General features: G+C 72.6%; 13 protein-coding genes. 6 read left to right on the top strand and 7 right to left on the bottom strand.

Annotated elements, in window-relative coordinates; translation table 11 throughout:
* From WJM95_RS12395 to WJM95_RS12370, 6 genes are all read right to left on the bottom strand, one after another.
* Positions 1 to 2,160, bottom strand: coding sequence for a CDP-glycerol glycerophosphotransferase family protein (locus WJM95_RS12395; RefSeq protein ID WP_339129659.1), 2,160 nt, complete (start codon positions 2,158 to 2,160; stop codon positions 1 to 3).
* Between the two features lie 123 nt (positions 2,161 to 2,283).
* Positions 2,284 to 4,563 (bottom strand): bifunctional glycosyltransferase family 2 protein/CDP-glycerol:glycerophosphate glycerophosphotransferase, encoded by a 2,280-nt coding sequence (locus tag WJM95_RS12390; protein ID WP_339129658.1) that lies wholly within the window; start codon positions 4,561 to 4,563, stop codon positions 2,284 to 2,286.
* A 151-nt stretch (positions 4,564 to 4,714) separates the two neighbouring features.
* A complete protein-coding gene (locus WJM95_RS12385; protein ID WP_339129656.1) occupies positions 4,715 to 5,626 on the bottom strand; it encodes a carbohydrate ABC transporter permease in 912 nt (303 codons plus the stop codon).
* Positions 5,623 to 6,963 (bottom strand): sugar ABC transporter permease, encoded by a 1,341-nt coding sequence (locus WJM95_RS12380; protein ID WP_339129655.1) that lies wholly within the window; start codon positions 6,961 to 6,963, stop codon positions 5,623 to 5,625. The genes WJM95_RS12385 and WJM95_RS12380 overlap by 4 nt, the downstream gene beginning before the upstream one ends.
* Positions 6,964 to 6,970: 7 nt before the next feature.
* A complete protein-coding gene (locus WJM95_RS12375; RefSeq protein WP_339129653.1) occupies positions 6,971 to 8,374 on the bottom strand; it encodes an ABC transporter substrate-binding protein in 1,404 nt (467 codons plus the stop codon).
* A gap of 233 nt (positions 8,375 to 8,607) precedes the next feature.
* Positions 8,608 to 12,567, bottom strand: coding sequence for an FHA domain-containing protein (locus tag WJM95_RS12370; protein WP_339129652.1), 3,960 nt, complete (start codon positions 12,565 to 12,567; stop codon positions 8,608 to 8,610).
* A 491-nt stretch (positions 12,568 to 13,058) separates the two neighbouring features.
* On the opposite strand from WJM95_RS12370, the gene WJM95_RS12365 reads away from it, so the two are divergent.
* The 4 genes from WJM95_RS12365 to WJM95_RS12350 all read left to right on the top strand — a co-directional run bounded on the left by WJM95_RS12365 (position 13,059) and on the right by WJM95_RS12350 (position 18,362).
* Positions 13,059 to 14,711 carry a serine/threonine-protein kinase gene (locus WJM95_RS12365; RefSeq protein WP_339129651.1) on the top strand — a complete coding sequence of 551 codons (1,653 nt, stop codon included), beginning with the start codon at positions 13,059 to 13,061 and terminating at the stop codon, positions 14,709 to 14,711.
* Between the two features lie 125 nt (positions 14,712 to 14,836).
* Complete coding sequence (locus WJM95_RS12360) at positions 14,837 to 16,078, top strand: serine/threonine-protein kinase (RefSeq protein ID WP_339129649.1); 1,242 nt, start codon at positions 14,837 to 14,839, stop codon at positions 16,076 to 16,078.
* 242 nt (positions 16,079 to 16,320) lie between these two features.
* The gene (gene prfB, locus WJM95_RS12355) at positions 16,321 to 17,427 is read left to right on the top strand and encodes a peptide chain release factor 2 (protein ID WP_339129648.1); all 1,107 of its coding nucleotides are present in this window, start codon (positions 16,321 to 16,323) and stop codon (positions 17,425 to 17,427) included.
* Positions 17,428 to 17,765: 338 nt separating this feature from the next.
* Positions 17,766 to 18,362, top strand: coding sequence for a hypothetical protein (locus WJM95_RS12350; RefSeq protein WP_339129647.1), 597 nt, complete (start codon positions 17,766 to 17,768; stop codon positions 18,360 to 18,362).
* Between the two features lie 106 nt (positions 18,363 to 18,468).
* On the opposite strand, the gene WJM95_RS12345 is transcribed toward WJM95_RS12350, so the two are convergent.
* Positions 18,469 to 18,660, bottom strand: coding sequence for a hypothetical protein (locus WJM95_RS12345; RefSeq protein ID WP_339129646.1), 192 nt, complete (start codon positions 18,658 to 18,660; stop codon positions 18,469 to 18,471).
* Positions 18,661 to 18,959: 299 nt separating this feature from the next.
* On the opposite strand from WJM95_RS12345, the gene ftsE reads away from it, so the two are divergent.
* Together ftsE and ftsX are read left to right on the top strand one after the other, a co-directional pair.
* On the top strand, positions 18,960 to 19,649 hold the full coding sequence (ftsE, locus tag WJM95_RS12340; RefSeq protein WP_037619290.1) for a cell division ATP-binding protein FtsE: 690 nt from the start codon (positions 18,960 to 18,962) through the stop codon (positions 19,647 to 19,649).
* A gap of 33 nt (positions 19,650 to 19,682) precedes the next feature.
* Positions 19,683 to 20,603 (top strand): permease-like cell division protein FtsX, encoded by a 921-nt coding sequence (gene ftsX / locus WJM95_RS12335; protein ID WP_339129645.1) that lies wholly within the window; start codon positions 19,683 to 19,685, stop codon positions 20,601 to 20,603.
* Positions 20,604 to 20,662: the final 59 nt, after the last annotated feature.

The raw sequence follows: 20,662 nt of genomic DNA, 5'->3' as shown, positions 1-20,662 counted from the left end.
TCAGCTCCTTACGAGGGTGGACGCGGCGGGAGCCGGGACGCGGTCGGCGAGCGGCAGGACGGGCGGTAGCGTCTCGGGGGACTCGCCCAGCAGCACTCTGCGCACGACCCGCTCGGCCGCTCTGCCGTCGTCGAACTCGCAGAACCGCTCACGGAACCGGGCCCGCAGCGCGGCGGCGGCCGGGTCCGCGTAGGAACCGTCGGTGAACAGCGCGGCCAGCTCCTGCGGGGTGCGCGCCACCCGGCCCGGCGGCTCCCGCGTCACGTCGAAGTAGACGCCCCGGGTCTCGCGGTAGATCTCCCAGTCGTCGGCGTACACGACGACCGGGCGGTCCAGGTTGGCGTAGTCGAACATGATCGACGAGTAGTCCGTGATCAGCGCGTCGGCGGCCAGGCACACGTCCTCGGAGGAGCGGTGCCCGGTCACGTCGATGATCCGTCCGCTGCCGTGCCCGCGGCCCTCGTCGTAGAAGTAGTGGGCGCGCAGCAGCACGACGAACTGCTCGCCGATCTCCTCGCAGAAGGCCTCCAGATCGAGCCGGGACTCGAAACCGGTGCTGTAGTCGCGGTGCGTGGGCGCGTACAGCAGCGCCGTCCTGCCCTCGGGCACCCCGAGCCGCTCGCGGATCCGGGCCACGTCCTCGGCGGTCGCCGTGCAGTAGACGTCGTTGCGCGGATAGCCGTACTCCAGGGCCTCGTAGCCGCCGGGGAAGGCACGCTCCCACATCTGGGTGGAGTGCCGGTTGGAGGACAGGTTGTAGTCCCAGCGGTCCACCCGGGCCAGCAGCTTGGTGAAGCTGCCGGTCGCCGCGGCCACCACCGGGAACGTCGACTGGTCGACGCCCATCCTCTTCAGCGGTGTCCCGTGCTGGGTCTGGAGGTGCACGCTGCCGGGGCGTTTGACCACCCCGTCCGCGAAGTTGGCGTTGTTGACCAGGTACTTGGCGCGGGCCAGCACCTCCCAGGCGCGCCGGCTGCCGATCACGGCGTGCTCGACTTCCTTGGGCAGCGCGTCCACGGCCTCCGGCTCGACCAGGAACACCGAGCGGATGTGCGGCGCGAGTTCGCGGGCCTTGGCGTGCACCGCCGCCGGGTTGCAGGCGTAACCCCGGCCCCAGTAGGCGCAGTACACGGCGAGGTTCTCGTCGAGGGGGCGGCGCAGCTGGAGGGCGTAGAACGCGCGGAGGCGCAGGGCCCTTCCGCGCGGCACCCGCCGCAGTACACCGGAGACGGCCCGGTTCGTGCCGCGCAGCGCGCGGAACGCGCTGTACGCGCCCGCCGCCAGCAGCCGGTGCTGCACCCCGAGGCTGCCCGCCGGAGCCCGGAATCCGGCCGGACGGTGCCGGCGGTAGAGCTTGCCCGCCCGGCGGAAGAAGGCCCGGCGGCGGCCCGCGGGCACCCGGTCCGGGTGCGCGGCCGTCTTCAGGACCTGGGAGAAGAGCTGGCCGAACAGCGCCTTCGACCGGGCCGCGGGCAGGGTCCGCCCCGAGGCCCGCACCAGGACCCGTTCGATCTGGTCGAGGAGCTCGAAGTGGTGCTCGCCCGGCGCGTTGAGCCTGCTGCCCTGGCGGCGCAGCCGGTGCCGTACGCACACCGTGCGCAGCACCGCGGACCGCTCGGCCGTCACCGTCACCAGGCCGCCCCAGCCCGTGTCCGTGAAGTGCCCGTCGGGAAAGGTGAGTTCGTGCTCGGCGAGGAAGTCGCGGCGGTACACGGCAGTCCACGCCGGCACGTGCACGCCCAGCACCTCGGGGGCCTTGTCGAGCGGGGGCGTGCTCGGCTCCCCCTCCCACCAGTGCACCCGCTGATGCCCGAAGTAGAGGACGTCCGCGTCGTCCGGGAGCCCCGCGTCCAGGGCCGCCAGCGCGCCCGGCACCAGATCGTCGTCGCCGTCTAGGAAGAGCAGATACGCGCCGCTCGCCGCCGCGATCCCGGCGTTGCGCGCCGCGCTCAGTCCGCCCGACGGCGGCGAATGGACCGGGACCACCCGGGGGTCCCGGTCCGCGTACGCGGCGGTGAGCGGCGCGGCCGGGGAGTCCGGCCCGTCGCAGACCGGGATCAGTTCGAAGTCGCCGAAGGACTGGGTGAGCACCGAGTCCAGCGCGCGGGCCAGGTGCCCGGCGACTTCGAAGGTGGGCACGATGACACTGAAGCGGGGCATTCTGCTCTTTCTCTCATGGAGCGCCGTACGGGGGATTCATCGCCCGGGGCGCCCGGTCGGCCGCCAGGTGGAGGGCCGGGTGGGCGTGGGCCGCGAGGGACTGGAGGGCACGCGGACTCCGGTTCAGAGGGTCTCGGACAGGGGGACGGCGGCGCCGGGGGCCGGAACGCTCCCGAGCGGCCGCTCCGGGCCGGGCCCCCGCGCGAGGGCCGCCTCCGCCGAGGGGACCGGGCGCCGCTCGGCGAACGGCACGAACGGCGGCAGTCCCGCGCTCTCGCCGAGCACGACGTGCCGTACGACCCGTTCGGCGGCGCGCCCGTCGTCGTAGGGGCAGAACCGCTCACGGAACGCGGCCCGCAGCCGCTCGGCGCGGGCGTCGCGCCAGAGCCCGGTCGCGAAGACGTCGACCAGCTCGTCCTCGCCGCGCGCCACGGCGCCCGGCGGGAAGGCGCGCAGGTCGAAGTACGTGCCGCGGGCCGCCTCGTACGCCTCCCAGTCCTCCGCGAGGACGACGATCGGCCGGTCGAGGACCGCGTAGTCGAACATCAGCGACGAGTAGTCGGTGACCAGCGCGTCCGAGGCCAGACACAGCGACTCGACGCTCGGATGCCCCGACACGTCGATGACCCGGCCGCCCGCCGTCTCCGCGAACGCCCCCTCGGCGTGATGGGCGCGGGCCAGTACGACGAAGCGCGGACCCAGCCGGCGCAGCACCCGCTCCAGGTCCGGGCCGGCCGGCCGGCCGGCCCGGTAGTCCCGGAACGTCGGCGCGTACAGCACGGCGACCGTGCCCGCCGGGATGCCCAGCGATTCGCGCAGCCGGTCCACGTCCGCCGAAGTCGCGTGCTGGAACACGTCGTTGCGGGGCAGGCCGTACTCCAGCGTCGTGTACGAGGAGGGGAAGACCCGCTCCCAGACCAGCGTGGAGTGGCGGTTGCCCGACAGGCAGTAGTCCCACTTGTCGGCACCGCGCAGCAGCTCGGCGAAGTCGGTGCCGCGCGCGGCCGCCGGGCGGTCCTGGAGGTCCAGCCCCATCCGCTTGAGCGGTGTCCCGTGCTGCGTCTGGATCATGATCTGACCGGGCCGTTTGACCAGCCGCCGGTCGAAGTTGACGTTGTTCACCAGGTACTTGGAGCGGGCGAGCGCCGTCCAGTACCCCGCCGTGCCGGGAGACAGCGGCCGGGCCGGGGCCGGGATCGTGTGCTGGTGCTCGGGGTGCGCGATCCACGCCGTGCGGATGTGCGGCGCGAAGCTGCGGAACGCGGACTCCAGGGCCCCCGGGTTGCAGCCGTGACCCCGGCCCCAGTAGCTGGAGAAGACGGCACGGTCGGCGCGCAGCGGGAGCCGCAGCTGGACGCGGTAGTGGAACTGGAGGGCCGCCCCGCGCACCGCGCGCCGCAGCCCGGCGGTGATCCGCACGGCTCTCTTGCGGATCCGCGACAGGAAGGAGAGCAGACGGTACGTGCGGTGCGCGCCGAGGCCGACCAGGGCGTGCCGCAGCCGGGTGCGCGGCGCGGCGGGGGCGCCCGGGACGCGGTAACGGCGGCAGTGCGTACGGGCCTTGCGCAGGAACTCGGCCCGGGACGCGCGCGGGAGCCGGCCCCGCTTCACGAACACCGTGGCGAAGTGGTCGACCATGCGCCGGAACAGCACCGGACGCCACCGGTCCAGCTCGGGGTGCGCGGCGACATGCGCGAAGACACGGTCGTACTGCTCGAAGACGTCGAAGTGCTTGCGGCTGCTGGTGCCGAGGATGCTGCCGTGGCGCCGCTGGCGGTAGTGCACACAGACGCGGTCGAGGGTCGCGATCGTCCCGGCGGACATCAGCGCCGGATACGTCCAGGGCGTGTCCTCGTAGTAGCCGGGCGGGAACCGCAGGCCCGCGCGCTCGACGAACTCCCGGCGGTAGGCCTTGTTCCAGACCACCATCAGCAGCCGCAGCAGTCCGGGCCGCTCCTCCAGCCGGAAGGGCGCGGGACCGTCCTCGGCCAGCTGCGCCGAGACCTTGTTGCGCACGACCTCGCCGGACCAGAACGTGCGCGCGTAGTCGTAGACCAGGACGTCCGGGTCGTCCGTCTCCCTGATCCGGTCGGCGACGGCCCCGAGCGCGCCGGGGGTCAGGGTGTCGTCGCTGTCCAGGAAGACCAGGTAGTCCCCGGTGGCCCGCTCCAGACCGGCGTTGCGGGCCCGTCCGAGCCCCACGTTCTCGGGCAGGTGCACGGCCCTGACGCGGGCGTCGCGGGCCGCGAACTCGTCGATGATCGTCCCGCAGGCGTCCGGTGAACAGTCGTCGACCGCGATGAGTTCGAGGTCCAAGAAGGACTGTCCGAGCACGGATTCGAGGCACTCGTGCAGGTACGCCTGAACCTTGTACGCGGGGACGATGACACTGAACCTGGGCACGGGACATCCATGGGTCGGCGCGGGCATACCTGCCCGAAAACGGCCGAAGGGGTGACTTGGTTACGCCAGATGTGGCGTACGGGGGATGCCGGGTGAACGGCCAGGGGCGGGCCGGTGTCCGGCCCGCCCCTCATGTGTGCCCGTCACGCGCCTATTTGACCGCGCCCGCCATCACGCCGGACACGAACTGCCGCTGGAACGCGAAGAACACGGCCAGCGGGACGACCATCGAGATGAAGGCACCCGGGGCCAGCACGTCGATGTTGTTGCCGAACTGGCGTACCTGCGTCTGGAGCGCGACCGTGATGGGCTGGCTTCCCGAGTCGGAGAACACCAGCGCGACCAGCATGTCGTTCCACACCCACAGGAACTGGAAGATCCCCAGTGAGGCGATCGCCGGTCCGCCGAGCGGCATCACCACCCGTGCGAACAGGCGGAGTTCACCCGCGCCGTCCAGCCGGGCCGCCTCCAGCAGCTCCCTCGGGATCTCGGCGAAGAAGTTCCGCAGCAGGAACACCGCGAACGGCAGGCCGTATCCGACGTGGAAGAGGACCACACCGGTCACCGACCCGAAGACGCCGATCTTCCCGAAGAGTTCGGCGATCGGGATGAGGGCGACCTGCACGGGGACGACCAGCAGGCCCACGACGCCGAGGAACCACCAGTCGCGGCCGGGGAACTCCATCCAGGCGAAGGCGTAGCCCGCGAGCGAGCCGATCACCACGACCAGCAGCGTCGCCGGGACCGTGATCAGCACCGTGTTGAGCAGCGAGTTGGTGATGTCGCTGTTCTCCAGGAGCCTCTGGTAGTTGTCGAGGGTGAGCTGCGAGGGCGCCGTGAACACCTTCCACCAGCCGCTGCCGCCCATGTCCTCGGGGCTGCGCAGCGAGGAGAGCAGCAGCCCGATCGTCGGCACCAGCCAGAACAGGCCGACGAGCACCAGGAAGACGCGTACGGCGGTGCCGCCGAGCGCGCCCGAGATCCGTGCGCCGAGTGAGGGCCGCGCCCTGTTCACGGCCGTGGCGGGCGGGGTCTTCGCCGGCTGTCCGGCATGCGTGGTCATCGCCGCACCTCCCGCCTGAGCCGGCGCACATTGAAGAGCATCACCGGGATCACCAGCAGCAGCAGGAACACCGCGATGGCGCTCGCCACGCCCGGCCGGCCCTCGGAGAAGCCCTTGCGGTACAGCTCCAGGGCGAGCACGTTCGCGTCGTCCTGGGAGGAGCCCGGCGCGATGATGAACACCAGGTCGAAGACCTTCAGCACATTGATCATCAAGGTCACGGCGACCACCGCGAGCACCGGCGCCAGCAGCGGCACGGTGACCCTGCGGAACACCTGCCACTCGTTGGCCCCGTCGACCCGGGCGGCCTCCAGGAGTTCACGCGGCACGCCCGCGAGGCCCGCCGCGATCAGCACCATCGCGAAGCCCGCCCACATCCAGACGTAACTGCCGATGATGGCCGGGGTGACCAGGGACGGGCCCAGCCAGTCGACCCCGTTGTACGGCTCCTTGAAGTTGCTCGCCGGGAGCCGCAGCCGCGCTCCGTCGGCCGTGGCCGGGAGCGAGAACGTGCCGTCGGCGGCCACCGTCGCCGAGCCGACGACCTCGCCGCCCTTGACCGCCTCGATCCTCATCCCGGAGTAGCCCAGCTCGCTCGGGTCGACCCGGCCGAGCCTGCCGACGCCCTTCCCGCGCGTGAAGTCCTGCCAGGCCGTGCCGGTGACCCTGCCGGGATCCGTGGCCGCGCGCACCGCCTTCTTCGCGCCGTGCGGCATCCGGTCCGGCGCGACGCCGACCAGCGGCAGGGCGACGGACTGCCCGGTGTGCACGGCGTCGCGGGTGATGAAACCGCCCCGCTCGGCCTCCAGCGGCGACCGCCCGCCCGGGTGGGCGTTGGGGAACGCCGACGACGGGGCGAAGGTGTCGTGCACCCCCACCCACACCGCGTTCGCGACGCCCTTGGCCGGGTCCTGGTCGTACACCAGCCGGAAGATGATGCCGGCGGCGAGCATCGAGATCGCCATCGGCATGAAGACGACGAGCTTGAACGCCGTTCCCCAGCGCACCCGTTCGGTGAGCACCGCGAAGATCAGCCCCAGCGCGGTCGCGACCGTCGGGGCGAACACCACCCAGATGATGTTGTTCTTGAGCGCGGTGCGGATGCCGTCGTCGGTGAAGAGGGCCTTGTAGTTGTCGAACCCGGCGAATCCGTCGCCTTGTTGGTCGTAGAAGCTGCGGACGAGCGAGTACCCGATCGGGTAGACCACGAGCGCGCCGAGCAGTACCAGGGTGGGGAGCAGGAAGAGCGCCACCACCGTCCTGCGGGTCCCGGTCACGCTCTTGCGTGTACGGGCCGGGGGCACCGGTGCGGTGCCCCCGGCCGTCGCCGACGTCATGGCCGGATCAGCCCTTGTAGGCCGCTGCGGCGTCCGATTCGAGCTTCGCCTGCGCCCCCGCCACGTCCTTCGGGTTCTTCAGGAAGTCCTGGAGGTCCTTCCACTCGCCCTTGCCCGGCGTTCCGCCGAAGGCCTGCGGAGCCTGGTCGGACATGTCGAAGCGGAAGTCGTCGCCCGCCGCGATCAGCGCCTTGGCCATGGCCCGCTGGACGGCGTTCGGATAGGCGGAGTCGGCCACGCTCTTGTTCGGGGACAGATAGCCGCCGAGCTTGGCCTGGATGGTCGCCGCGTCGGGTGAGGCGAGGAAGGTCAGCAGCGCCTGGGCCGCCTTGGAGTCCTTCAGCACGACGGCCGCGTCACCGCCGCTGACCACCGGAGCCTTGTCGCCGACCGCCGGGAACGGGAACACCTTCGCGTCCGTCCCGATCCTCGCCTTCGTCTCCGCGATGTTGACGCCGACGAAGTCGCCCTCGAAGACCATGCCCGCCTTCGGCTGGTCGCCGCCGGTGAACGTCTGCGTGACCGAGGCAGGGAACTCCGTCTGGAGCGCGCCGTCGGGGCCGCCCGCGATCAGGTTCTTGTCGCCCCACAGCTGGGCCAGCGTGGTCAGGGCGTCCTTCACGGACGGATCCGTCCACTTGATCTTGTGCTGGGCGAGCTGGTCGTATTTGTCGGGGCCCGCCTGGGAGAGGTAGACGTTCTCGAACCAGTCGGTGAGCGTCCATCCGTCGGCACCGCCGACCGAGACGGGGGTGACACCGGAGTCGTAGATCGTGTGTGCGGTGGCCAGGAACTCCTTCCAGGTCCCCGGCTCCTTGGCCCCCGCGTTCTCGAAGACCTTGGCGTTGTACCAGACCAGGGACTTGTTGGCGGCCTTGTAGTACACGGCGTACTGCTTGCCGCCGACCTTGCCCAGGTCCTGCCAGCCCTGCGCGTAGTTCTTCGTCAACTGCGCCTGCGCGTCCGGGCCGACGGGTTTGGCCCAGCCCTTGTCGACGGCCTGCTTCACCGCGCCGACCTGGGGGAGCAGCGCCACGTCCGGGGGCGCACCGCCCGCGATCTTCGAGCCGAGGAAGTTGATGATCGGGTCCTGCGCCGGTACGAAGGTGACCTTCGCGCCCGTGCGCTTCTCGAACTCCGCCAGCACCTTCTTGAAGTTGGCCTGTTCCGCCCCGGTCCACACGGCGGCGACCTCCAGGGTGGCGCCGTCGAGCTTGGGCAGGGTCACGGAGCCGCTGCCGCCGCTCGGCGTGCCCTTGCCCTCGTCGCTTCCCTTGTCCTTGCCGCCGCCACCGCACGCCGTGAGCGTGAGGGCACCCGCGACGAAGGCGGCCGCCGCGGCCCGCGCGGCTCCGCGCGAGCGGCGGGTGGAGTGATCGGGCGACCTGCGTATCTGAGGAATGCTGCGCATCACTGCCCCGTTCTTCGTTCATCGTCGAACGTCAAAGCGGCTGCTGCCCGGATCACTCCGGTCTACGCCTGCTCGTTCGAGGGCGGCAAGACCGCCGGGGCCGTCAAGTACGCGATCGTGATGGGGTCGTGACGTCGGGTCATGCCGGTGGAGCGCCTCGGCGGGGGCGCGCGCCGCCGGCCCCCGTGGCGCGGGCACGGCAGGGCGCGGCGGCGATGTTCCGGGGCGTGGGACTACAGCAGCGAGGGCATCTCGGCCGCGGAGACGGAACGCGCGGCCCGCTCCAGGGCGCTGGCGAGCAGGGCCAGGTCGGTCGGTCCGTTGCCCAGCTCGCGGACCGGGCGGCGGGCCGGCGGGTCGCCCATGCGGTGCCACTCCAGGGGGACGACCGTGGGGCGCAGGGTCGCCGTCCTGGGAATGCGGCCCGTGACCCGTCCGCCCTGGAACGCGGTCTCCCGGCCGTCGGGACGCCGCAGCCGGCCCCGCCCGGGGGCGGGTTCCTCGGGTCCGGCGGACGGAGCGTCGAGGGTGACGCGCAGCGCGGCGGAACGCGCCAGCTCCGACGCGGCCGTACGGCCGTCGGCGCCGCACGCGGCCACGAGGTGCACCCCGAGCCGGTCGCCTTCCCGGACGACGGCCTCCAGAGCCCGTACGACCGAACCGGCCGCCGGACGTCCGGGGGAGCCCAACGGCGGTGCCAGCAGGGCGTCCAGGTCGTCGACGACCACGACCAGCCGGGCCAGCGGGGGTCCCGCCTCGGCCTGCTGCCGCGCGGCGGCTGGGCGCAGCCGCAGGGTCGAGCTGGACGGCGTGTCCAGGTCCGAGGCGCCCGGGGACGAGGTCCCGGCCGACGAGCTGCCGCCCGAGCGCTGGGTCACGATCCGTCCGGGGACCGTCCGCCCGGCGTGCCACTCCGCGAAGCCGAGGCGGCCGAGGAGCTCGGAGCGCCGCTTCAGCTCGGCACTCAGCGACTGGGCGAACTCCCGCATCCGGACCGGGTCGTTGGCCGTCAGGTGGGTGGTGACGTGCGGCAGGTCGGTGCAGACCTGGAGGCCCTCTCCGCCCGCGGCGCCGTGGGCCGATGTTCCGTCGCGTCCGTCCATGAGGACCATGCCGAGCCGGTCGGGCCGTTCTGCGGCGGCGAGTGACGCGGCGACCGAGCGCAGCAGTTCCGTACGGCCGCTGCCGGGCGGGCCCTCGATCATCAGATGGGGGCCCTCGACGGGCAGGTCGACGGCGACGGGTCCGCGCGGGCCGGCGCCGAGCACCGCCCGCGCCCGTCCGCCGAACGCCTCGCTGTCGTCCGCCGCGTCCGCCCAGCGCGCCATCAGGGAGGCGGGGGTGGCCCGTGCCAGCCCCAGTTCGTCGAGCAGCCGCGCCGTCTGCGGCAGGGGAGCGGACACGCGCGGGTGCCGGTCGCCGAGCGCACCGTCCGTGCGCAATGGCGCGAGCGACCGGGCGAACCGCTCGGCCCAGGCGAGGGACACGGCGTCCACGGCGGCGACCGTGCCGTGGCCCACGGGACCCCGGGCGAACGGCCCGGGGGCGGCGCGGTTCGTGCGGGGCGCGGGGACGTCGGCGCGACCGCCGCCCCCGGGAGCGCCCCGGCGTTCCGCCGCGGGGTGCGGGATGCCGGTGTGGGTGGTTCCGTCGGGCAGGGGCCCGGAGCGCGAGGGGGTGCGCGGGGAGCCGTCGGGTCCGTCCTGCCGGGAGCCGGTGTGCGCGGAGGCGGGAGTGTGCCCGCCGTCACCGCCCGGCGCCACCCGCATCAGCCGCAGCGCGGTGGCCACGTCCCCGCTCAGCAGGGCGACGGCCCCGCACGCGCGGAACGCGGGCGACGCCTGGCACGCCGCTTCGTAGGTCTCCGTCACCGGTGACGAGGGGGAGGCGGCCGCGGTCTCGGCGAGGCACACCAGATGGATCCCGGCCCCCGAGCCCTCGTGCGCGAGACGCGTCAGGGCCTCGCGCACATCGGCGCCCCCGGGGTCCCCGTCCACGATCACCACCGTGTACGGGCCGTCGTGGCCGTCGTCCGTGTCGTCGGCGCGTGCCCAGGAGGGCCTGCGTGCCGTGCCCCGCGAACCGCCGGACGGGGCGGGGTGGTCGCCGGGGCCGCCGCCGCTGTCGTGCGTCCCGGACCGGGCGGCCGGAACCGTGGCACCGGAGCCCCCGGGCCCGGCGCCGGGAACGCGTGGCGCGCCCGTTGCCTCCGCCAGGTGGTCCTCCAGGCGGCGCAGGAGCTCGTCCGTGCGGGCCGCCGCCTGCTCACGGTCGTAGGCCAGAAGCAGCCGGCAGTCCTGGCCGTGGGCGGGACGCAGATGGGGGAGCCAGCCGAGCCAGGACCACTCGGCGGTGCGCTCCTCCACCGGCCGGGCCCGGTCGGTGCTGATGAGGACGATCTCCAGGGTGTCGGGGGAGTGCAGCGCGGCGAGCTGCGCGACCACCGAGCGGGCCAGTCCCGACAGGCGTGCCCGCGGTCCGGCGAGGCCCAGCGATCCCGCCTCCCGCAGCCCGGCGGTCACCGGCACCGCGGGCAGCAGGCCCGAGCCGTCCGGTGCCGCCCGGTCGGCCGTGCCCAGCCGGACCGTCAGCGCCTCGGGGTGACCGGGACCCCGCTCCCACAGCCGCGGACCCGGGCCCAGCGCGGTGAGCAGCAGGGTCGCCGGGTCGGGCCAGCTCTCGGGCGAGCGCGGCACGGCGGGGAGGAGCTCCTCGACGGCGACGGCACCCTCTTCGTACGTCTCCCGTGCGGGCCGGTCCGGTCCGCCGCGGCCGCCGGTCAGACGCCGGGCCCATGCGCCGATACCGCCCCGCCTGCGCGCTCCCGCGGGCAGGTCCGTGCCCCGCGTCGGCGTGCCCGCGCGCGCACCGGGAACGGCGGCTCCGGGGGTGTCGCCCGTGCCGGGGCCGTGGTTCCCCGTGTCCGCGGGTCCTGTCCCGTCCCACCGGTCCGGGTCCGCGGACCCGGACGGACGTCCCGCTTCGCGCGCGGACCCGCCCGGAGAGCCGGTTTCCGACTCCGGCGCGCCGGAGTCCCGGTCCCACGACGCCGATCCCCGTGGAACTCCCGGGTCCCGGCTTTCCGCGGCCGAGCCCCGCGCAGCGCCCGGGCCACGGCCCTGCGCCGTCGAGCCCCGAGGTCCGCTCTCGATCCGGGGTGCTCCGCCCTGCTCCGGGACGGCGAGGGGCACCGCCCGTCCGTGTTCCGGTCCGCCGGGGACGCCCCCCGCGGAGGCTCCCCACTCGGCGGTCCCGTAGGCGTGATGCGTCTCGCCCGTGGGCGGCAGGGCGCCGCCCTGGGCGAGGGAGGCGCTCTCCCCGCGCGCGTGGGGCACGGCGCCGCGCGGCTGCGAGGCGCCCCGTGACGCGGGCGTGCCGGTGTCCTGGCCGCCTGGACCTGCCGGTGAGCCCTGCGAGGAGAAGCCGCCCGGGGTCGCGGAGGCGGTGTCCCACCGGGGCGGGGTGCCGGCGGTGGCCGGACCGCGGCGCCCCTGCGCCCGTGCGTCCGCCCCGGCCCGTACCCGCACATGGCCCTCGCCGTCCGGGGCCGTCTCCACGACGCCGGGACCTCCGGGCGGGGCGAGCCGCAGGGCGGACTCGCCGACGCGCAGCAGGGCGCCCGCCGTCAGGACGACGGGGCGGCTGCCGACGCGGGCGCCGTCGAGTGTCGTGCCGTTCGTGGACCCGATGTCGGCGACCGAGACACGGCCCTCGGGGGTGACGGTGACCGCGCAGTGCAGGCGGGACACGTCCGGGTCGTCCAGGGGCACGTCGGCGTCCGCCGAGCGGCCGACGCGGATCTGGCCGCCGTGCAGCAGATGCACCCCGCCCGCGTCGGGCCCCGCGACCACGTGGAGCTGGGCCGAGACGTCGTCCAGGTCGGGACCGGGCTCGGCGGGAGCGCCCAGGGACAGCACGGCGCCGTCGGTCAGTGGCGGCTCGCCCAGCGTGCAGCGGTGGGCGTCGAGCCGCTCCGTGCCCGCGTAGAGCACGATCTGGCTCCCGGCGGGCTCACGGCCCCGCTCGCCCTGGGAGGCACCCCCGCTTCCCCCGACCGCCGCGGCCAGTCCCGACGCGACCGCGGCCAGCGCCGTCCCGGCGGGCGCGGTGACCAGCACATCGCAGGCCGCGGCTCGCCCCCGCGGCTCCGATGACGGGCCCAGCGGGTCTACGACGGTCAGCCGGATCTGCATCGCCGTCAGGGGTCCCTTCCGCGCAGGTGTCCGCGACGAGGACGAGGCTGCGCTGCGGTCCCCCACCGCAGATCCCCCCACCGCACACGGGCACGTCGGCCAGTAACTGGAGGCATCCTCGCACCTGCCACCGACAACACGCCCGCCCCCCACCTGTAAGTGATCTTGATTGGTCGGCTCTGCCCGTAAAAGTTCCTGACCAGTGCCCTCCCGATGTCGGCTTGAGATCACTCACGCCCGGTCCCGGCAACCAACCGACCGAAGTGAGCGTCTTTCCGTCGAACGCAAGGGAGCGGCTTCACGTCGAACATGGACGGGAGCGCCCGCGTATGCGCTTATGCGGACCACAGGTGCGCACGGGACCTATGGGAAAGCACACCAGGAGGACAGCCCTGTGCAGGGCAGGGCGGCACTACAGTGGGTCGGAAACTCCTGTACCACGGTGATCACGGTGGACGGACCAGGCAAGCAAGCAACAGGGAGCGCATGACGTGCGGCCGGTAGGGAGCAAGTACCTCCTTGAGGAGCCGCTGGGGCGCGGCGCCACAGGCACGGTCTGGCGAGCCCGCCAGCGGGAGACCGCGGGCGCCGAGGCGGCCGTCGCGGGACAGCCCGGCGAGACCGTGGCGATCAAGGTCCTGAAGGAAGAGCTCGCGAGCGACGCCGACATCGTGATGCGCTTCCTGCGGGAGCGGTCGGTGCTGCTGCGCCTGACCCACCCGAACATCGTGCGCGTGCGCGACCTCGTCGTCGAAGGCGATCTCCTCGCCCTCGTCATGGACCTGGTCGACGGCCCCGACCTGCACCGCTACCTGCGCGAGAACGGCCCGTTCTCGCCCGTCGCGGCCGCCCTGCTCACCGCCCAGATCGCCGACGCGCTCGCGGCCAGCCACGCCGACGGCGTCGTGCACCGCGACCTGAAGCCCGCGAACGTCCTGCTCAAGCAGGAAGCGGGCCAGATGCACCCGATGCTGACCGACTTCGGCATCGCGCGGCTCGCCGACTCGCCCGGACTCACCCGGACCCACGAATTCGTCGGCACGCCCGCGTACGTCGCCCCCGAGTCCGCCGAGGGACGCCCGCAGACGTCCGCCGTCGACATCTACGGCGCCGGCATCCTGATCTACGAGCTCGTCACCGGGCGCCCGCCGTTCGCGGGCGAGTCCGCCCTCGAAGTGCTGCACCAGCACCTGAGCGCCGAACCGCGCCGCCCCTCGACGGTCCCCGACCCGCTCTGGACCGTCATAGAGCGCTGCCTGCGCAAGAACCCCGACCAACGGCCCAGCGCCGAGAACCTCGCGCGCGCACTGCGTGCCGTCGCCGCGGGCGTCGGGGTGCACGCGTCCCCGGCGCAGATCGCCGCCGCCGAGGGTGTGGGCGCCCTGCTCGGGCCCGACCCGGCCCCCGCCTACGTCCCGGACGTCCCCGGCGCGGCCGACGCCACCCAGGTGCTCCCGCAGGGCGCGGCCTCCTACGACCCGTACGGCGCCACCAGCGTGCTGCCGCACACCGCGGGCGCGGCCGACCCGACCGCCGTGCTGCCGCCCGTGCCGCAGAACCAGCCGGGCGGACCGGGCGGCCAGGGCGAGGACCCGCACCCCTGGCAGAACCAGCTGCGCGCGGCCCGTGACCGCAACGAACAGACGCAGGTCCAGTACCTCGACCCGAACGAGGACCCGCTGCGCCACCGCCCGCAGCGCCAGGTCGCGCGCCCGCAGCGGCAGCAGCCCCAGCAGCAGCGCGGCCAGCAGCCGCCGCCCGGATACGGCTATCCGCAGCAGCAGCAGCACGCGCCGCAGCACCAGCAACAGCAGCAGCGCTACGCCCCCGCGCCCCAGCAGCAGCCCCAGCCGCAGCGGTACGCGCCCGAGCCGCAGCGGCCCCAGCAGCCCGCCCCCCGCCAGCAGCGCGAGCCCAGGCAGCGCGGCGCCAACCCGATGAAGATCCCGGGCCTCGGCTGCCTCAAGGGGTGCCTGTTCACGATCGTCATCCTGTTCGTGGCCGGCTGGCTGATCTGGGAGTTCAGCCCCCTCCAGCACTGGATCGGCTCCGGCCGGAGCTACTGGGGCGAGCTGACCCACTGGTACGACAACGTCAAGAACTGGGTCGGGGATCTCGGCTCGAAGAGTCCGTCGGGCAACTGACCCCGGCCCCCGGGCGCCGACTCTGGGGACTTGTCGACATCTGACGGGTGATTTCGGTCTCGGGCGTGAAGGTTGCCTCCTCGGGCGCGTACTTTAAGCGGCAACACGCGTCTGTAGGAGCAGTCTTGGCACGCAAGATCGGCAGCAGGTACACCGCGCACCAGATCCTGGGGCGGGGGAGCGCCGGCACGGTGTGGCTGGGCGAGGGGCCCGAGGGGCCCGTCGCCATCAAGCTGCTGCGCGAGGACCTCGCGTCCGACCAGGAGCTGGTCGGGCGCTTCGTGCAGGAGCGCACCGCCCTGCTCGGCCTCGACCACCCCCATGTGGTGGCGGTGCGCGACCTGGTGGTGGACGGCAACGACCTCGCCCTCGTCATGGACCTCGTCCGGGGCACCGACCTGCGCACCCGGCTCGACCGGGAACGCAGGCTCGCGCCCGAGGCCGCCGTCGCGATCGTCGCCGACGTGGCGGACGGGCTCGCCGCCGCGCACGCGGCCGGGGTCGTCCACCGCGATGTGAAGCCCGAGAACGTCCTGCTCGACATGCAGGGCCCGCTCGGCCCCGGCGGCTCCCACCCGGCCCTCCTGACCGACTTCGGCGTGGCCAAGCTCATCGACTCGCCGCGCAGGACCCGGGTCACGAAGATCATCGGTACGCCCGACTACCTCGCGCCCGAGATCATCGAGGGTCTGCCGCCGCGCGCCGCCGTGGACATCTACGCGCTGGCGACCGTGCTCTACGAGCTGCTCGCCGGGTTCACGCCCTTCGGCGGCGGACACCCCGGGGCGGTCCTGCGCCGCCATGTCACCGAGACCGTGGTCCCGCTCCCGGGCATCCCGGACGAGCTGTGGCAGCTGATCGTGCAGTGTCTGGCCAAGGCGCCCGCGTCCCGGCTGCGCGCCTCCGAGCTGGGCGCGCGCCTGCGCGAGCAGCTGCCGCTGCTGACCGGGATGCCGCCGCTGGACGTGGACTCCCCGGACGCGGAGTCCGCCGAAGGGGACGAGGAGTACGAGGAGAGCGCGGAGCCGTCCGCGCCCGCCGCGGCCCGCGAGCGGCGCGGTGCGGTGCCCCTGGTGCCCGGGGCCGCGCCCGACTCGAACCGTGACACGCACACCTCCATGCGGGTACCGGCCCCCGACGAGCTGGCCGGCGGGGCACGGGGCACGGCCCGCGCGCCCCGGGCCGCGGGCGCCCCGCGTCCCGGGTCCGCCCGGCACCGGGCCTCCGCGCGCAGGCGGCGCATCACGCTGGGGGTGGCGGCCGTCGTGCTGGTGGCCGCGGCGGGTGTCGGCACCTGGCTCGCCACCTCGGACGACGGCGGCGCGGCCCCCCAGGACACGAAGAACTCGGCCCCGGCGTCCCCCTGAACCCGGCCGGCGCCCGGGAAAAACCTCTTCTCGCCCGCTCCGCCCCTGCCCGTCCCGTACCTGGGGGCTGCCGCCCCCGGACCCCCGCTTCGGCCTGGACGGCCTCGTCCTCAATCGCCGGACGGGCTGAAACCTTCGGGCGCCGGAGGGGCGAGATACGTTTCCGCGGTCTCCCGCCCCCTGGCCGGGGCTCCTGCGGGGACGAGGCGAGGCCCGGTTGCCGTAGCCGTTACGCTGGAGGCGTGGCAGTCGTCGATGTATCCGAAGAGCTCAAGTCCCTCTCCTCGACCATGGAGTCGATCGAGGCCGTCCTGGACCTCGACAAGCTGAGGGCAGATGTCGCCGTGCTCGAGGAGCAGGCGGCCGCGCCGTCCCTGTGGGACGACCCGGACGAGGCGCAGAAGATCACCAGCAAGCTGAGCCACCTCCAGGCGGAGGTCAGGAAGGCCGAGGCGCTCCGCGGGCGTATCGACGATCTGAGCGTGCTCTTCGAGATGGCCGAGGAGGAGGACGACCCGGACACCCGCGCCGAGGCCGACGCCGAGCTCGTCGCCGTCCGGAAGGCGCTGGACGAGATGGAGGTCCGCACCCTCCTGTCCGGCGAGTACGACTCCCGTGAGGCCGTCGTCACCATCCGTGCCGAGGCCGGCGGCGTGGACGCCTCCGACTTCGCCGAGAAGCTCCAGCGCATGTACCTGCGCTGGGCCGAGCGCCACGGCTACAAGACGGAGCTCTACGAGACCTCGTACGCGGAGGAGGCGGGCATCAAGTCCACCACCTTCGCCGTCCACTCCCCGTACGCGTACGGCACGCTCTCCGTGGAGCAGGGCACGCACCGGCTGGTGCGCATCTCCCCCTTCGACAACCAGGGGCGCCGCCAGACGTCCTTCGCCGGTGTCGAGATCCTGCCGGTCGTCGAGCAGACCGACCACATCGAGATCGACGAGTCCGAGCTGCGCGTCGACGTGTACCGCTCCTCGGGTCCCGGCGGCCAGGGCGTCAACACCACCGACTCCGCGGTGCGTCTGACCCACCTCCCCACCGGCATCGTCGTCTCCTGCCAGAACGAACGCTCGCAGATCCAGAACAAGGCCTCGGCCATGAACGTCCTCCAGGCCAAGCTGCTGGAGCGGCGCCGGCAGGAGGAGCAGGCCGCGATGGACGCCCTCAAGGGCGACGGCGGCAACTCCTGGGGAAACCAGATGCGTTCGTACGTCCTGCATCCGTACCAGATGGTCAAGGACCTGCGCACGGAGCACGAAGTCGGCAACCCCGAGGCCGTGTTCGGCGGCGAGATCGACGGCTTCCTGGAGGCCGGAATTCGCTGGCGCAAGCAGCAGGAGAAGTAGACACACGAAACGGACGGCACGGGCGGACGTTCCCCGCCCCCGCCGAACCCCCTTTGTCGACAAGGCAACTGCCGCCCACCGGGCGGCAGTTGCCTTTGTTTGTGCGGGCCGTTTGGGTTTTCCGTCACAGTCAGATGTCCTCACGTCGGTCAAACGATGGCGTTCCGGACATCGCGTACGCAACGACCTTGACGCTGCTTTGAAAACTGGGAAGGGTGACGTGTGGCATGCGTATCTCCGGGGCGCATGTGAACCGGGGGGTTGAGCCAACTCCCCCTGTGACGCCGTGGCTCCGGGCGCTGCTCCATTGACGATCAGCTACTGGGGGTAGCAGGCAGATGACCAAGAAGACGCGGATCCTCGCGGCCCGGATAGCCGCCGGCGCGGTGATCGCGGCCGGCGCCTCACTGACCGCGGCGGGTGCCGCATCGGCGCTCGACCTCAATGTCGGTCTCACGGCGACCACCGCGGACGACCCGACTCCGACCGCGACCGCCACGGGTATCCCGGAGTCGCCGGCGCCCACGACGACGGAGCCGAGCTCGCCGGCCCCGACCGAGACGACGCCGACCTCTCCGGCGCCCACCGAGACGACGCCCACCTCGCCGGCGCCGACGGCGACGACGCCCACCGGCAACCCGACCGAGCCGACCGAGGACCCGAGCTCCGGCAGCAGCACCGCTCCCGCGGGCAACGGCACGGGCGGCAACGACGCCGACCCCAACGGTGGGTCCACCACCCAGGAGGAGGGCTCCTCGGCCCTCACCGACACCGGCTCGGACACCCAGGCCCAGGGCAAGGACGGCGCGCTGGCCGAGACGGGTGCGGGTCAGACCGTGTTCCTCCTCGTCGGCGCCGCCACGATGATCGCCGGAGGCATCGGCTTCCGGCTGCTGCCGCGCCTCGCGGGCGGCCGCGGCGGTGCCGCCGCCTGACGCTCCACCCGTACGGCGAAGGGCCCGGAGCAGCTCGCTCCGGGCCCTTAGTGCGTCTTTGCGGCCGGACGTGACGGCGGGCCGCGCCGGGCCGTCACCGCGGCTCTCACACCGTCTGGTGGGCCACCAGTGCCAGCGCCGCGATCAGTACCGCGAGCAGCGCGATCAACGCCATGGGGTTGAGCCCGGCGAAGGGGCTCTCGTGCTGGAGCCGCTCCCGGTTCGCTCGGCATACGGGGCAGCGGCCCTCGCTCACGGGTGCCGCGCAGTTAGCGCATACCAGTCGGTCGTACGTCATGCGCCGGCCCTCCTTGCGACGTCTCCGCGTACGCAGCTCTCACGTACACGTCGCTCTCTTAACGCTGCGGCGAACGCAACCGTTCCCCTACCACTGTGCCAGGTTCCGCGGATTTCGGCGCGGCTCCCCTTCTCTTGCCCGGCCCGGAGCGCCGTCAGCCCCTCGGAGAGGGTGTGAATCGCGCCTCAGATCCATGACAAATCGTGCAAGCCGCGCGCAACCCCGTACGCCGACTGCGCTCGCACACCCGGTTCGCGTATGGTCACGCACACCTACCCCCGGCGACCCGTGGTGCACCCGTGATCCGATTCGACAATGTCTCCAAGGTCTACCCCAAGCAGACCCGCCCCGCTCTCAGGGATGTCTCCCTGGAGGTCGAGCGCGGAGAATTCGTGTTCCTCGTGGGGTCCTCCGGCTCCGGAAAGTCCACCTTCCTGCGGCTGATCCTCCGCGAGGAGCGGACCAGCCAAGGCCAGGTGCACGTCCTGGGCAAGGACCTCGCGCGCCTCTCCAACTGGAAGGTGCCGCAGATGCGCCGCCAGCTGGGGACCGTGTTCCAGGACTTCCGCCTCCTGCCCAACAAGACGGTCGCCGAGAACGTGGCCTTCGCCCAGGAGGTCATCGGCAAGTCCCGCGGCGAGATCCGCAAGTCCGTGCCCCAGGTGCTCGACCTCGTCGGCCTGGGCGGCAAGGAGGACCGGATGCCCGGCGAGCTGTCCGGTGGTGAGCAGCAGCGTGTGGCCATCGCGAGAGCCTTCGTGAACCGGCCCAAGCTCCTCATCGCCGACGAGCCGACCGGAAACCTCGACCCACAGACCTCCGTGGGCATCATGAAACTGCTCGACCGGATCAACCGGACGGGCACCACGGTCCTGATGGCGACGCACGACCAGAACATCGTGGACCAGATGCGCAAGCGCGTCATCGAGCTGGAGAAGGGCCGTCTCGTCCGCGACCAGGCGCGCGGCGTCTACGGCTACCAGCACTGATCATCGTCCACGGAAAGGTCTGAGGAAGACGCCATGCGCGCGCAGTTCGTTCTGTCGGAGATCGGTGTCGGTCTCCGCCGCAACCTGACCATGACCTTCGCGGTCGTCGTCTCGGTCGCCCTCTCGCTCGCCCTGTTCGGCGGATCGCTCCTGATGAGCGACCAGGTGAACACCATGAAGGGCTACTGGTACGACAAGGTCAACGTCTCGATCTTCCTCTGCAACAAGAGCGACGCCGAGTCCGACCCGCACTGCGCCAGGGGCGCGGTCACCAGCGACCAGAAGAAGCAGATCGTCTCCGACCTGGACAAGATGTCCACGGTCGTGCAGAAGGTCACCTACGAGTCCGCGGACCAGGCGTACAAGCACTACAAGGAGCAGTTCGGCGACTCCCCGCTGGCCAGCTCCCTCACGCCGGACCAGATGCAGGAGTCGTACCGGATCAAGCTGAAGGACCCGGAGAAGTACCAGGTCATCGCGACCGCCTTCGACGGCCGTGACGGCGTGCAGTCCGTTCAGGACCAGAAGGGCATCCTGGACAACCTGTTCGGGCTCCTGAACGGCATGAACTGGGCCGCGCGCGCGGTGATGGCGATGATGCTCGTCGTCGCGCTCATGCTGATCGTCAACACCGTCCGCGTCTCGGCGTTCAGCCGACGGCGTGAGACGGGGATCATGCGGCTCGTCGGCGCCTCCGGCTTCTACATCCAGGCGCCGTTCATCGCCGAGGCCTCGGTGGCCGGACTGATCGGCGGCGGTGTCGCCTGCGGATTCCTGCTGATCGCCCGGTACTTCATCATCGACCACGGTCTGGATCTGTCCCACAAGCTGAACCTGATCAACTTCATCGGCTGGGACGCCGTGTTGACCAAGCTCCCGCTCATCCTCGCCACGAGCCTGCTGATGCCCGCGGTGGCCGCGTTCTTCGCCTTGCGCAAGTACCTGAAGGTGTGACGCATCCCAAAAGGGCCGTACCGTCAACCGGCGGTGCGGCCCTTCGCGTTGTCCTAGAC

The organism is Streptomyces sp. f51 (assembly GCF_037940415.1).
Lineage (GTDB): Bacteria > Actinomycetota > Actinomycetes > Streptomycetales > Streptomycetaceae > Streptomyces.
This window is presented reverse-complemented; position numbering and strand designations above follow the sequence as displayed.